The organism is Streptomyces sp. CB02058 (assembly GCF_001905505.1).
Classification (GTDB): domain Bacteria; phylum Actinomycetota; class Actinomycetes; order Streptomycetales; family Streptomycetaceae; genus Streptomyces.
On the sequence record NZ_LIPG01000001.1, the window covers coordinates 1 to 12,772 of the forward strand.

Genomic DNA, 12,772 nt, shown 5'->3' on the forward strand with positions numbered 1-12,772 from the left:
CCAGGGGTGTGCGCGGCGCCCCTGCCAGGGGCCCCGGTCGGGGATTACGCGAGGGGCCGGCCCTCGATGACCGGTGCCAGGCCGTCGAGGAGGGCCTTGAGGCCGAGCTCGAAGAGGGTGTCGAGGCGGAGGTCGTAGCCGTCGTCGAAGGAGGAGACCACCTTCGCGAAGGTCGGGAAGCGCCCGGATTCGACCAGGCTCCGGAGGGCGTCGCCGCGGCTGTCCATCCACTGGTCCTCGTCCTGGCCGGTGGTCGCCGCGGCCTGTGCCTCTCGTTCCAGGTGGACGGCCAGCCCTTGTACGTGGCTGTAGAGGAGCACGTGGATGTCGAACAGCGTGGTGGTGTCGAGGCCGTGGCCGTCGAGGGCACTGAGCGACCATTCGCCGTGGACCATCAGGTTGGGGAGGAGCAGGGGGCGGGTGAGGGACGAGAGCTGGGCGAGCCAGGGGTGCCGCCGGTGCAGGGTCCACAGCGTGCGTGCACCGAGCTCCAGGCGGGCGCGCCAGCCGTCCGGAGCAGTGGCGGGGTAGAACTGTTCGCCGAACGCGGCGTCCGCCATGAGCAGGATGAGGTCGTCCTTGCCGGTCACGTACCGGTAGGGCGACATGGCGGCCACGCCGAGCCGGGCGGCGATGCCGCGCATGGAGAGAGCGGAGAGCCCTTCGGCGTCGGCGATGGCGACGGCGGTGCGCACGATCCGTTCCAGTGACAGATCCGGCTCGGCGGATGGGCCGGGAGGCGTGGTGGGTGTGGCAGATCGCGGCCCGCGGGCCGGGGTGGTGGGCGTCGCTACGACGGTGCCGGCGCGCGGCTTCGTCTCGACGATGCCTTCCAGCCGGAGGTGCGTCAGGGCCTTCGTGGCGGTGGCGAGCGCGACGCCCCACTCCCTGGCGATGTGGCGGGTCGAGGGGACGCGTTCCCCCGGGCCCAGTTCGCCCTGTTCGACGCGTCGGCGGATCTCGGCGGCGATGCGGAGGTACGGCGGCTTGTCCGTGCTGTCTGTGGTGTGCGTCACAGGGTCCCTTCTTCCTTGTCTGTACTAGTGCAGCCGGTACCGGCGACGTCTCCGTCCGCGTGTGAACTGTCCTAGGGCAGCGGGAGAAATGAGCCGGTGGCGGCTGGGTCGCGTACGCCGTACGTTCAGTTGAGTACATCGTACGAGGGGAGATTCTGATGCGCACTGTTCTCATATCCGGTGGCGGTATCGCCGGACCCGCTCTGGCCTACTGGCTGCACCGCCACGGCTTCGCGGTCACGGTCGTCGAGCGGGGCCCGGGGGTGCGGTCCGGCGGGCAGGCCGTGGACGTCCGGGGTGTCGCGCTCGACGTGATCGAGCGGATGGGCCTGCTCGAGGAGGCGCGGCGGGTGCGTACCCGCATGCGCGGCATGTCGGTCCTGGACCCCGAGGGAAAGGAGGTCGAGCGTTCCACGGAGATCGCCCTCAGCAGTGGCCGGCTGGACAGTGAGGACATCGAGCTGCTGCGGGAGGACCTGGTGCGCATGGTCTTCGAGCGCACGCGGGGAGACGTCGAATACCTCTTCGGGGACACGATCACCGCACTCGACGAGGGCGCCACCGGAGTGCGGGTGGACTTCGCCCAGGCGCCGTCCCGCACCTTCGATCTGGTCGTCGGGGCAGACGGACTGCACTCGACGGTACGGCGCCTGGCGTTCGGGCCCGAGGAACGTTTCGCGCACCATCTCGGCAGCTATCTGTCGGTGTTCAGCGCGGACAACTTCCTCGCCTTGGAGGACTGGCAGGTGTGGCTGCGCGACGGTGACGTCGGCTTCGGCATCATGTCCGTCCGCGACAACACGGAGCTGAGGGTGGCGTTCGGATTCGAGTCCGGCCCGCTGCCCCGGGATGCCGACGCCCTCCGCCGCACGATCACGGAGCGGCTGGCGGCGCTGCGGTGGGAGGGGTCGCGGCTGGCCGAGGCGGCCCGTAACGCCCCTGACTTCTACTGCGACGCCATGGCGCAGATCCGGATGGACCGCTGGTCGCAGGGCCGGGTGACCCTGCTCGGTGACGCCGGATACTGTCCTTCGCCGCTCTCGGGACAGGGCACCAGCCTGGCGCTCGTGGGCGCCCATGTCCTGGCCGACTGCCTGGCCCAGGCCTCCGGCGACCACACGGCCGCCTACGCCCGTTACGAGCAGCGGATGCGTCCTTTCGTCGCCCTGAACCAGTCGTTGGCCACCGAGAACCCGGGGGGCCCCGCAGCCGAGGAGTCCGTGGCGCACGCCAAGAACGCCCTGTCGCTGGACGGCTGACGGACAGGCGTATCTCGTTTGCCGAGGCACTGCCCGCACGGGCACGATCTGCGGATGGACTATGTCGTACGTGCGGTGCGGGCGGATGAGTGGCTGCGGGCCAAGGAGATCCGGCTGGAGGCCCTGGGGGACCCGATGGCGCACCTGGCCTTCCGGGAGACCTACGAGAGCTCGGTGGCCAAGCCGGACGCGTTCTGGCAGGACAGGACGGCGCAGGCCGCCGAGGGTGAGCACGTCTGTCAGCTCATCGCCGAGGGGGCCGACGGCGAGTGGGCGGGGACCGTGTCGGTGCTCGTCGAGCGGCAGGCGGGAGAGCCGGGCTTCGGGGAGGCGGCCGAGGTCGATCAGACCCACCTGGTGGGGGTGTACGTCAGGCCGGGCCACCGGGGTCGCGGGGTCGTGGACGCGCTGTTCCGGGAGGCGATCGAGTGGTCGTGGTCGCTGGGCGGTCCGCCGGTGGAGCGGGTGCGGCTCTACGTCCACGAGGCCAACGGGCCCGCAGCGGCCTCCTACCGCCGGATCGGTTTCGTCCCCACCGGAGAGACACTCCCGGTGGAGAGCGATCCGCCCTCCCTGGACCTGGAGTTCGAGATCCGCCGCTAGAGCCTTTCGTCGCCGGGGAGTCGGTCGGTCGGCCGGAGCGGTGTCGTCCTGCCGGTCAGAGCCGTCCGGCCGCCGGCAGGCGCTCCTGCCAGCGGGCGCGGGCCTGTTCCTCGGAGCGCAGCAGGACGAGTGCGGGCATTCCCTGGTCCTGGCCCGTCGACAGCAGCTCCGGGAGCTGGGGAAGCGGAGCGACCGCGGCGACGTCGTCCAGGACGAGTGTCATTGGTGGGTCGAGCCGACCGTCGGTTGACCGTGCGGCCATGCGGCGGCCGTGCTCGACCACGTGTGAGGCGAGTGCGGTGAGCAGGGGCATCGCACCGGGGTGGTGTCGGGGATCCTCGATGGGCTCACCGACCACATACAGCGTTCCCCCTTCGCGTGCAAAAGATTCCAGTACGAGCGCATCGGCTCGGTTGGGTGTGCAGGCCTCGCGGATGTGGACCGAGGCGAGGGCCGCGAAGGCACGCACGGTCAGTTCCTGGGCGATCTCACGGCGTTCGGGGTAGGCGGTGAGCGCCGACTCCAGCAGCCCGGCGAGCCCGGAGGCGGCCTTGGGGTGGGTGCGCAGCAGGCGTACCGGTTCATGGGCGCCGGATCCGGAGGCCCAGCGGTGGACCTGGCGGAAGGGGCGGCCGTCCACGGCCGCGGCGTGCAGCCAGCACTGCAGGAGGGTCTGCGCGGTGTCGGCCATCGCCGCGTCCGCCTTGGCGAGGGGGCGTACGGGGGTGAGGAGTGCGGCGGCGCGTGACGCGGCCGTGGCGGGGTCCTCGCAGCCGGCGGTGGGTGACCAGTGGAGGCGGCCGGGGGTGTCGCACAGGTGGCCGGGGTCGTAGACGAGGACGGGGCCGAGCTTGCTGCGGGCGTCCTTCGTCTCGGCCCAGACGCTGGGGTCGGAGGTCACGACGAGCGCGGGGCCCTCGGCGTCGTGGATCGCCTGGACGACGGCGGGGCGGCGGGTGGCGGCGGCGCCGTACAGGACGTGCGGGGCGCGGGGCGTGGGGACGAGGGGGGTCGCCGGCTCCTGCGCGTATGCGGTGACAGGGGTGGCCGCTTCGGTCCGGAGTGCCGCCGGTGGCGTTGCTTCCAGGAGCGTGGTGTCCGCCGGGATCGCTTCCGCGGGCATCCCCTTTGCCGGGGCCGGGGCCGGGGCGGGCACGGGAGCGGGTGTCGGGTGGGCTTCGACGGGCTGGGGGTCCCTGGGCGTGCGTACGGCTTCCCGGTGGCGTTCCCCCTCGGGTTCGTACGGGGCCGATTCGTACGGGTCCGAGGGGGCGTTCCTCCGCTTCCGTACGAGGCGCCAGCGGGTGACCACGCCGGCCACGAACACGGCCAGGACCAGCAGCACCATCGTCTCGCCGATGAACAGGCCCCAGAACAGGCCGTATCCGGAGAGCTCGCCCGGCGGGGTGTCGGGCCAGGCGCCCGGCAGGTCGGTCGGGTCGACGGCCAGCGCGCGCAGGGCCAGCGGTGTCCGGGCGAAGGTGACACCTTCGGGCCAGGCCCCGTGCGCGAACAGCCCTGCCAGGCCGGCCGCCGTCCAGGCCAGGACCGTCAGCCCGAACAGGAAGGCCAGGAGGCCGATCAGCAGGCCGTCCGGGATGCCGCCCTCGCTGCCGCGCCGTGCATCGGTTGGTGCCTGGCGTGCCATGTCATGCCACCGTTGACTCGGACGACTCGTTCAGCCGTTGCTGGTGCTCGATCCGTGCCGCTCTCTGCTCCGCCTCCAGCTCCGCGGCTCGTACGTCCTCGGGGAGCAGGTCCGTCGCGGAACCCTCGGTCATCGCACGGTCGGTGAAGACCAGGGGGCGTTCCGCCTCGGTGATCAGGTGTTTGACGACCTGCACGTTGCCGTTGACGTCCCATACGGCGATGCCCGGGGTCAGCGTGGGGATGATCTCGACCGCCCACCTGGGCAGGCCGATGACCTTGCCGGTGGCTCTGGCCTCGTCGGCCTTCTGGGCGTAGATCGTGCGGGTCGAGGCCATCTTCAGGATGGCCGCCGCTTCCTTCGCCGCGGCCCCGTCGACGACGTCGCTGAGGTGGTGGACGACGGCCACGAAGGACAGCCCGAGGCGCCGTCCGAACTTCAGCAGGCGCTGGAAGAGCTGGGCGACGAAGGGGGAGTTGATGATGTGCCAGGCCTCCTCGACCAGGAAGATGCGCTTCTTCCGGTCGGGCCTGATCCAGGTGTGCTCCAGCCACACGCCGACGATGGCCATGAGGATCGGCATCGCGATGGAGTTGCGGTCGATGTGCGAGAGGTCGAAGACGATCAGCGGGGCGTCGAGGTCGATGCCGATGGTGGTCGGGCCGTCGAACATGCCGCGGAGGTCACCGTCGACGAGTCGGTCCAGGACGAGGGCGACGTCCAGGCCCCAGGCCCGTACGTCGTCTATGTCGACGTTCATCGCCTCCGCGGACTCGGGCTTCGGGTGGCGCAGTTGTTCCACGATGTCCATCAGCACCGGCTGGCGCTGGGTGATGGTCTCGTTGACGTAGGCGTGCGCGACCTTGAGTGCGAAGCCGGAGCGCTCGTCGAGGCCATGGCCCATGGCGACCTCGATGATCGTGCGGAGCAGGGCGAGCTGCCCCGTCGTCGTGATCGAGGGGTCGAGCGGGTTCAGCCGGATACCGTCGTTGAGCGCGGCGGTCGGGTCGAGGCGGATGGGCGTGATGCCCAGCTCCTGGGCGATGAGGTTCCACTCGCCGACGCCGTCCTCGCCCTGGGCGTCCAGGACGACGACCTGGCGGTCGCGGAAGCGGAGCTGGCGGAGCACGTACGTCTTCTCCAGCGCCGACTTGCCGTTGCCGGACTCGCCGAGGACCAGCCAGTGCGGGGCGGGGAGCTGCTGGCCGTACAGCTGGAAGGGGTCGTAGATGTACCCCTTGCCCGAATAGACCTCGCGCCCGATGATCACGCCGGAGTCGCCGAGACCGGGGGCGGCGGTCGGCAGGTAGACGGCCTGGGCCTGGCCCGTCGACGTGCGCACCGGGAGCCGGGTCGTCTCCACCTTCCCGAAGAGGAAGGCGGTGAAGGCATCCGACAACGCGGACAGCGGATCTCGCATGGCGTGACTGCCCTCTCGTTAGCGACGGATGCCGGTGGCGAACGGCAAGGTGTTCACAAAGGCGCGGTGGTGCTCGCGGTCGCACCACTCCAGCTTCAGATACGACTTGCCGGCCGAGGCCCGGATCGTCCGCTTGTCGCGGGCGAGGGCTTCGGGGGACCGGGAAGACACGGTGATGTACCCCACCAGGTTGACCCCGGCCGCGCCGCTCGCGAGATCTTCACCCCGCTGGTCGAGCCTGCCGTGGGCGGCGATGTCGCGGGGGTCGACCGTGCGGTTCATCTTGGCCTGACGGCTCGCCTCGGCGTCGTCGTTGGTCTTCTCCGTCAGCATCCGCTCGATGGCGACCTCGGTGGGTTCGAGGTCCATGCAGACCGCGACCGTACGGATGACGTCGGGCGTGTGGACGAGGAGCGGGGCGAGGAAGTTGACGCCGACGGGGGTCATCGGCCACTCCTTCACCCAGGCCGTGGAGTGGCACCAGGGGGCGCGGGTCGTGGACTCGCGGGTCTTGGCCTGGAGGAACGTCGGCTCGACCGCGTCCAGTTCGGCGGGCCAGGCGTTGCGCTTGGTCATGGCCTGGATGTGGTCGATGGGGTGGTCCGGGTCGTACATGGAGTGCACGAGCGAGGCCAGCCGGCTCTGTCCGAGGGGCTGGCGGACCCGGATGTCCGCCTCGGCGAGGCGTGCGCAGATGTCGGTGAGCTCGCGGGCCATGACGACGGCCAGCCCCGCGTCGCGGTCGATCTTCCGGCCGCCCTGGGGGCGCATGGCGCGGGCCATGGCGTTGGCCTCGGCGGCGAGATCGCGGCTGTAGTGCATGCACGCGACGAGGTAGGCGCGGTGCTGCTCGCTGGAGGTGGAGACCATGGACTGGAGCTGGTCGTAGGAGTCCTGGAGCCAGCCGGGCGCGGACCGGTCGCCGCGCTGGGCGACGTCCTTGGCGTGCGCGTCGGGGTCGGCGGGGAGGGTGCGGGCCAGCATCTGGAGGCGCGTCACGAAGCCGTCGCCGTTGGCCACGTGCTTGAGGAGCGTGCCGAAGCGGTCGACCAGGGCTTCCTGGTCCTCGCTGTCGCGCAGGCCGACGCCGGGCCCCTCGATCTCGATGGCGGCGGTGACCGTGCGCCGGTCGGCGTGCAGGAGTACGGCGATCTCGTCGGGCCCGAAGGGCGCGGCCAGCCAGCTGATGCGGCCGATGCCGGGGGGCGGTCCGATCTCGACCTCGCGTCCGTCGGCGCTGACGCCGGCCTCCATGGCGGAGGAGCGGTACGCGGTGCCCCGGCGCAGGGTGCGCTTGAAGCTGCGGTTGATCTCGAACCACTTGTAGAAGGTGCGGCCCTTGTAGGGGACGTACACGACGGCGAGGGCGAGCATCGGGAAGCCGACGAGGGAGGCGATCCGCAGGGAGAGGGCCGGGACGAGGAGGCCGCTCATCATGCCGAGGAAGGCCCCGGCGATGATCAGCGCGATCTCGCCCGTCTCACGGTTCTTGCCGACGATCGCGTTCGGCCGGGCGCGGCCGATGAGATACGTACGGCGGGGCGCGATCGTGTGGGCCTGGGTCGTCAACGCCCTCCACCTCCTGTGCTCGTGTTACCTGTGCTGCCTGAACCGCCGCCTCGCGGGGAGCGGCTGCCGTGGGGGGTGCCGGAGGTGGGTCCGGCCCCGCTGCGGGGAGACGGGGCGCCGCCTCCTCCGCCCGGGTTGCGGGAGCTGTGGGCGGCGACTCCGCCGCTGACCGGGTTGGCGGGCCGTGCGCCGCCGCCTTCCCCGCCGCCGCTGCGGCCGCTGTGCGTCTTGATGCCCTGGGAGACGAGGGCGGCGGGCGAGCTGATCAGAGCGGCGGCCTGGGAGCCGTCGGTGGCCTGCTTGCGGTTGGTGCGGGCGCCCTGGATCTCGTCGCCGAAGCCGGGTACGAAGCGGTAGATCATGGCGGAGGCGAAGATGGCCAGCAGGATGATGGCGAGGCCGGAGACGACGGCCGAGAAGGCGTTGGGCCCGTCGTCCGCGGAGAGCGCCCCGGCGAGCCCGAGGACGATGACGATGACGGGCTTCACCATGATCACGGCGATCATGATGCCCGCCCAGCGGCGGACGTGGCCCCACATGTTCTTGTCGACGAGCCCGGAGTACACGACGACTCCGAGCAGGGCGCCCACGTAGAGCAGGGCGGCGCGGATCACGAGTTCCAGCCACAGGATGCCGGCGGCGAGGATCGACACGAGCGAGACGACGATCAGCATGATCGGGCCGCCGCCGATGTCGGTGCCCTTCTTGAGCGCCTCGGCGAACGACCCGAAGAAGACATCGGTCTGCCCGCCGGTGGCGGCGGCGATGACCTCGGTGACGCCGTCGGTGGCCGAGACGACGACGTACAGGATGAGCGGGGTGAAGGCTGAGGCGAGGACCGTGAGCCAGAGGAACCCGATGGCCTCGGAGATCGCGGTGGTGAACGGCACGCCCCTGATGGCGCGCTTGGCCACGGCGAAGAGCCAGAGGACGAGGGTGAGGATGGTGGAGGCGGCGAAGACCACGGCGTACTGGGTGCGGAAGGTGGAGTTGGTGAAGTCGACCGTCGCCGTGCTCTCCACGGCCTCGCTGAGCTTGCCCACGAGGTAGGCGGCGGCGTCGGCGCAGCCGCGGGCGAGGGAGGTGAGGGGGTCCAGGGCGTCGTCTGTGGGGGTGGGTGCGCGGGTGCTGCCGTTGGCTTCGCCGTCTTCGCAGTAGTCGCGGGCAGCGCCGTAGATCAGATCGCAGGGATTGTTACTCGTGCTCGGGCTGGGCGTCGGAGTGGGGGCGGCTGTGGCTCTGACGGCGAAGACGATGAACGATGCCTGCAGAGCGGCCAAGAGGGCGACGAGACGCCTTGGGTGGCTCCAGGGCTTACCGGGCATAGGTGAAGCCTCCGAACCCGTTGACCGCGCCGGCGATCTCGTCGGCGCTGGATGCCCTGTTGTCGCCGCCGACGGGGGCAGGGCCGTCCTTCTGGGAGTGGGTGATGGCCTTCCAGTCGCCGTCGACCCACTGAAGTTCCATGGTGATGGTGAACCACCCGTCCGTGACGGGCTTGGTCGATCCTTCGCCCGCCAGGCCGATCAGGCCGGAGCACCAGACTTCGACGGTCGCTTGGTCAGCCGACGACTTCGTTACCTTTGTGCCGATGGGCGTTGTGCGTGACACGAAGGCGAAGCCGGTAGGGGCGGTGCCATCGTCGTTGAGGCCGACATTCCTGAAGAAGTCGGTCGAGTAAGCCTTGTCGAGCGTGGTTCGAAACGTGTCGATGGAGGATGGTGCGATCACTGCGTCGAGGATGCCGTCACGCTTGCCCTTGTCGAACATCTCCGCAGACCCCAGCGCCACCGCATAGTTCGCCGCCGCGCTCTGCGCCCCCTGCTCGTCGTGCGCGAAGCCGGCCGCGATCGTGCCGTTCTTGCCCTGGACCGGCTTCGTGCCCGTGGCGGCGGTGGGGCCCGCCCCGGCGGCTTCGGGCTTCTTCTCGTTGCCGCCGTCCGCGCCGCCGCCCCCGCCCTGGTTCGCGAACGCGATCGCCGCGATCAGCAGGACCACCACGCCCACCGCCATGATCAGCGAGCGGGAGTTCCGGGCGGGACGGCGGCCGTAGCCGTCGTCCTCGCCGCCCCGGGGCAGGCGGGTGCGCGTCTGGCGCGTCCCGCCGAGGGTGCTGTACGCATCGTCCGTACGGCCACCGGGCTCGTTGCCTCCGTAGCCGCGTTCATCGCCCTGGCTCATGCCGCGTACGCCCCCTCAGCCGTGTGCTGTTCCGCGTAGTACGACCGTAGCGGTGCTGGTTTCCGCGTGGGCGCGGTGTGGTGACTCGACATCAGGGGACGCAACCTCTGCCGGTGGGCGCGACGGATGGATGGTGTGGGGTGGACAGGGCGGGCCCGGGGGCAGGGCGGCGGACTGACGGGAGGTCAGACAGCCATCCCGTACACGATGGTGAACAGCGTGCCCAGTGAACCGATGATGAAGACGCCGGTCAGGCCCGCCACGATCAGGCCCTTGCCCTGTTCCGCGCTGAAGGTGTCGCGCAGCGCCGTCGCACCGATGCGCTGTTTCGCCGCACCCCAGATCGCGATGCCGAGGCAGAGCAGGATGGCGACCGCCATCACCACCTCGATCATGATGCGTGCCTCATTGCCCAGGGTTCCGAACGGCCCCCAGTTCGGGGCGATTCCGCCGATGATGGTGGTGATATCGCCCTTTTCCGCTGCCAGGATCATGTAAGTCACCGCCCCTGTTGGGTAGTTCGCCGCCCGCGCCGTGCGACACGGGTCGGTCTCTATCTTCGCTGATGAAACCGGCATCGCACGACGCCTTCCCGGGTCTCTTTACCCGGATCTCGCACGTTTGACCGGAGAAGCCGCCCTGACCTGCGGCTCGTGTCGGGATCTGCCTGCATATGCATGGTTACTCTGTGTATCACGCGGTGTGACCGCTAGCAACGACGGTGGCCATGGGTTCCGGGTGCGGTTGATGCGTTCACGGGACGTGGGCCGTTCGTACGCGCTGTTCGAGAGCCGTGAGCGCGCCGGTGGCTTCCGGCCGACGCGTCATCAGATGCCTTGCGGGGAAGGCGTCACGGCGCCGGAGGTCGGAGCACCGTGCGTACGGGGGCCGGGGGCAGGGGTGGCGTCGTCCAGTGGGGCGGTGGCTTGAACGTGCGCCAGGAGCCGTCGAAGGGGAAGTCGCCCGCTTCGGCGAGCCGGACCACGCGTTCGCCTTCGGCGCGGATCGCCGAGGCTTCAGCGGCCGACCAGTAGGCGGGGTGCCCCGTCTTTTCGGCGAACGACCGCTCGTCCTTCCATCGCCAGCTGCGGTCCGGGGCGACGGTGATGTCGAGTTCGTGGTCGGTGACGTCGATGTCGTCGCCGTGGTGGGAGCGGTGCTCCAGGTTCACGTACCAGCCGCGGAACTTCGGCCTCCGCCCGAAGGGGCGGAACGTGCGCATCCGTCCGAAGAACCAGAACACCGCGTGGCCGGCGCCGTCCGGCTGGTGGATGAGCGCGCTGCCCAGGGACCACCGGTCGGCGACCGCCGGATATCCCTGGGCGGGCCGTTCCTCGGGCGGGATGTCCCGGAGGTGGGCCCCGCCCGGCAGTTCCGTACGCCACATCGGGGTGCCGGTGTCCAGCCAGACCAGACGGCCCGCGTCCGTCTGTTCGACCAGGCGTACGGGTACGGAGCTGCTCAGGTGGCCGCCGATGAAGAGGTTCCAGCGCAGGACCCTCCCCGTCCCGCTCATGACGCGAGGAGCTCCAGGTCGTCGGCGGTGAGCCGCAGGGAGCCCGCCGCCACGTTCTCGGTGAGGTGGTCCGGGTTGCCGGTTCCGGGGATGGCCAGCACATGCGGCCCCTGGTGCAGCGTCCAGGCCAGCCGGACCTGTGCGGGTGTTGCGCCGTGGTTGCGGGCGACGGTGAGGACCGCTTCCCGTTCGGTACCGCTGACGCCCCCTTCGCGGCCGTTGCCGACGATGGCGAAGAACGGGACGAAGGCGATGCCCTGTTCGCCGCAGGTGCGCAGGAAGGCGTGGTCCTCGGCCGGGGAGTCGATGCCGTACGCGTTCTGCACGCAGACCACGGGTGCGATGCTCCGGGCCTCGTCGAGCTGGTCCGGCGTGGTGTTGGAGATGCCCAGGTGGCGGATGAGCCCGGCGTCGCGGAGTTCGGACAGGGCGCCGAAGTGTTCGGCCACGGACTCGGAGGCCTGGCTCCGGGCGAGGCGCAGGTTCACCACGTCGAGGTGGTCGCGGCCGAGCTGGCGCAGGTTCTCCTCGACCTGGCCGCGCAGCTGGTCCGGAGTGGCCCAGACCCAGTCGCCCGAGGGGTCGCGGCCGGGGCCGACCTTGGTGGTGATGACCAGGTCGTCGGCGTACGGGGCGAGGGCGCTGTTGATGAGCTCGTTGGCGGACCGCAGCGGCGAGAAGTAGAAGGCGGCGGTGTCGATGTGGTTCACGCCGAGTTCGAGAGCGCGGCGCAGGACGGCCAGGGCGCGGTTGCGGTCGCCGGAGTCACTCCTTCCGAACGCCGCGCCGTCCTGTGTCAGGCGCATCGAACCGAAGCCGATCCGGTTGACCGTCAGGTCGCCGAGCGTCCAGACGCCCGCGGCTGATGCGTTGATCGTTTTTGATGATGAGGCCATTGCTGGATTGTTCCATCGGTGGTGGTCCTGGGGTCATGTCCCAGGGCGTTCAACGATGTCCCACCGGGTGATCGGCTACTTGATCAGGGCATCCGCGGTAACGATGAACAGGCCGATCAGCATGTCCATGGCCCCCGCCCGGCACGAGGTCGGCCAGCCGTGCCCGGCGGTGCGGGCGGCCCAGGTGCCGCAGCCGAACAGGGCGACGGTGTTGAAGAGGAGCGCTGTGTCCACGGCCGTGCCCTCTGCCCACCACCCGGCCGCCGCGGCGAGCAGCATCCCCACCGTGGGCAGCACGGCGGCCACCAGGGGCCACTCGGCGAGTACCAGCCGCAGCCTGCTCGGGGTGGCCGGCCCGTCGGCGGACGCGCGCTGGGCGATGACATGTGCGTACCCGTGGGCGGCGCCCGCTGCCAGAGCGGTGAGCACCACCCACAGTGCGTCGGGACCGGGATCGGCCTCCTCGCCCGCCGGGTCCAGTGCGGCCACCAGGGCGGCAGCCAGCACCAAGCCGTAGACGACGCCGAACAGCGACCGCTCCGGCGGTCGGTACCTCGGGGCTGTGCCCTTTCGGTGGACATGGTCGGCGTGGTCGGGCATCACATCGCCTCGGTGCGGGAAGAGGGCTGGGTCCGCACATACTCGCCCGCGTGACGCCAGGATG

Annotated in this window: 12 protein-coding genes; 2 read left to right on the plus strand and 10 right to left on the minus strand. The window is 70.5% G+C overall.

The window, feature by feature from the left end; translation table 11 throughout:
• Positions 1-44: 44 nt before the first annotated feature.
• Positions 45-1,016, minus strand: coding sequence for a TetR/AcrR family transcriptional regulator C-terminal domain-containing protein (locus AMK10_RS00005; protein ID WP_073743467.1), 972 nt, complete (start codon positions 1,014-1,016; stop codon positions 45-47).
• Between the two features lie 158 nt (positions 1,017-1,174).
• On the opposite strand from AMK10_RS00005, the gene AMK10_RS00010 reads away from it, so the two are divergent.
• Positions 1,175-2,275, plus strand: coding sequence for an FAD-dependent monooxygenase (locus tag AMK10_RS00010; RefSeq protein WP_073743468.1), 1,101 nt, complete (start codon positions 1,175-1,177; stop codon positions 2,273-2,275).
• Positions 2,276-2,329: 54 nt separating this feature from the next.
• Positions 2,330-2,878 carry a GNAT family N-acetyltransferase gene (locus tag AMK10_RS00015; protein ID WP_073743469.1) on the plus strand — a complete coding sequence of 183 codons (549 nt, stop codon included), beginning with the start codon at positions 2,330-2,332 and terminating at the stop codon, positions 2,876-2,878.
• Between the two features lie 55 nt (positions 2,879-2,933).
• On the opposite strand, the gene AMK10_RS00020 is transcribed toward AMK10_RS00015, so the two are convergent.
• The 9 genes from AMK10_RS00020 to AMK10_RS00060 all read right to left on the minus strand — a co-directional run bounded on the left by AMK10_RS00020 (position 2,934) and on the right by AMK10_RS00060 (position 12,708).
• Positions 2,934-4,526, minus strand: a complete 1,593-nt coding sequence (locus AMK10_RS00020) for a type IV secretory system conjugative DNA transfer family protein (protein WP_073743470.1) — start codon at positions 4,524-4,526, stop codon at positions 2,934-2,936.
• Between the two features lies 1 nt (position 4,527).
• On the minus strand, positions 4,528-5,946 hold the full coding sequence (locus tag AMK10_RS00025; RefSeq protein WP_073743471.1) for an ATP-binding protein: 1,419 nt from the start codon (positions 5,944-5,946) through the stop codon (positions 4,528-4,530).
• Positions 5,947-5,964: 18 nt separating this feature from the next.
• Positions 5,965-7,515 carry an SCO6880 family protein gene (locus AMK10_RS00030; protein ID WP_073743472.1) on the minus strand — a complete coding sequence of 517 codons (1,551 nt, stop codon included), beginning with the start codon at positions 7,513-7,515 and terminating at the stop codon, positions 5,965-5,967.
• Entirely contained in the window at positions 7,512-8,840 is a 1,329-nt protein-coding gene (locus AMK10_RS00035) for a hypothetical protein (protein WP_073743473.1), read from the minus strand. Before AMK10_RS00035 ends, AMK10_RS00030 begins: the two co-directional genes overlap by 4 nt.
• Entirely contained in the window at positions 8,830-9,696 is an 867-nt protein-coding gene (locus AMK10_RS00040; protein WP_073743474.1) for a hypothetical protein, read from the minus strand. Before AMK10_RS00040 ends, AMK10_RS00035 begins: the two co-directional genes overlap by 11 nt.
• Before the next feature lie 185 nt (positions 9,697-9,881).
• The gene (locus tag AMK10_RS00045) at positions 9,882-10,190 is read right to left on the minus strand and encodes a hypothetical protein (protein WP_014047394.1); all 309 of its coding nucleotides are present in this window, start codon (positions 10,188-10,190) and stop codon (positions 9,882-9,884) included.
• 356 nt (positions 10,191-10,546) lie between these two features.
• Positions 10,547-11,212: a DUF402 domain-containing protein gene (locus tag AMK10_RS00050; RefSeq protein WP_073743475.1), complete on the minus strand. Its 666-nt coding sequence runs from the start codon at positions 11,210-11,212 to the stop codon at positions 10,547-10,549.
• On the minus strand, positions 11,209-12,108 hold the full coding sequence (locus AMK10_RS00055; protein WP_073743476.1) for an aldo/keto reductase: 900 nt from the start codon (positions 12,106-12,108) through the stop codon (positions 11,209-11,211). The genes AMK10_RS00050 and AMK10_RS00055 overlap by 4 nt, the downstream gene beginning before the upstream one ends.
• A 75-nt stretch (positions 12,109-12,183) precedes the next feature.
• Positions 12,184-12,708, minus strand: coding sequence for a hypothetical protein (locus tag AMK10_RS00060; RefSeq protein WP_073743477.1), 525 nt, complete (start codon positions 12,706-12,708; stop codon positions 12,184-12,186).
• Between the last annotated feature and the right edge of the window lie 64 nt (positions 12,709-12,772).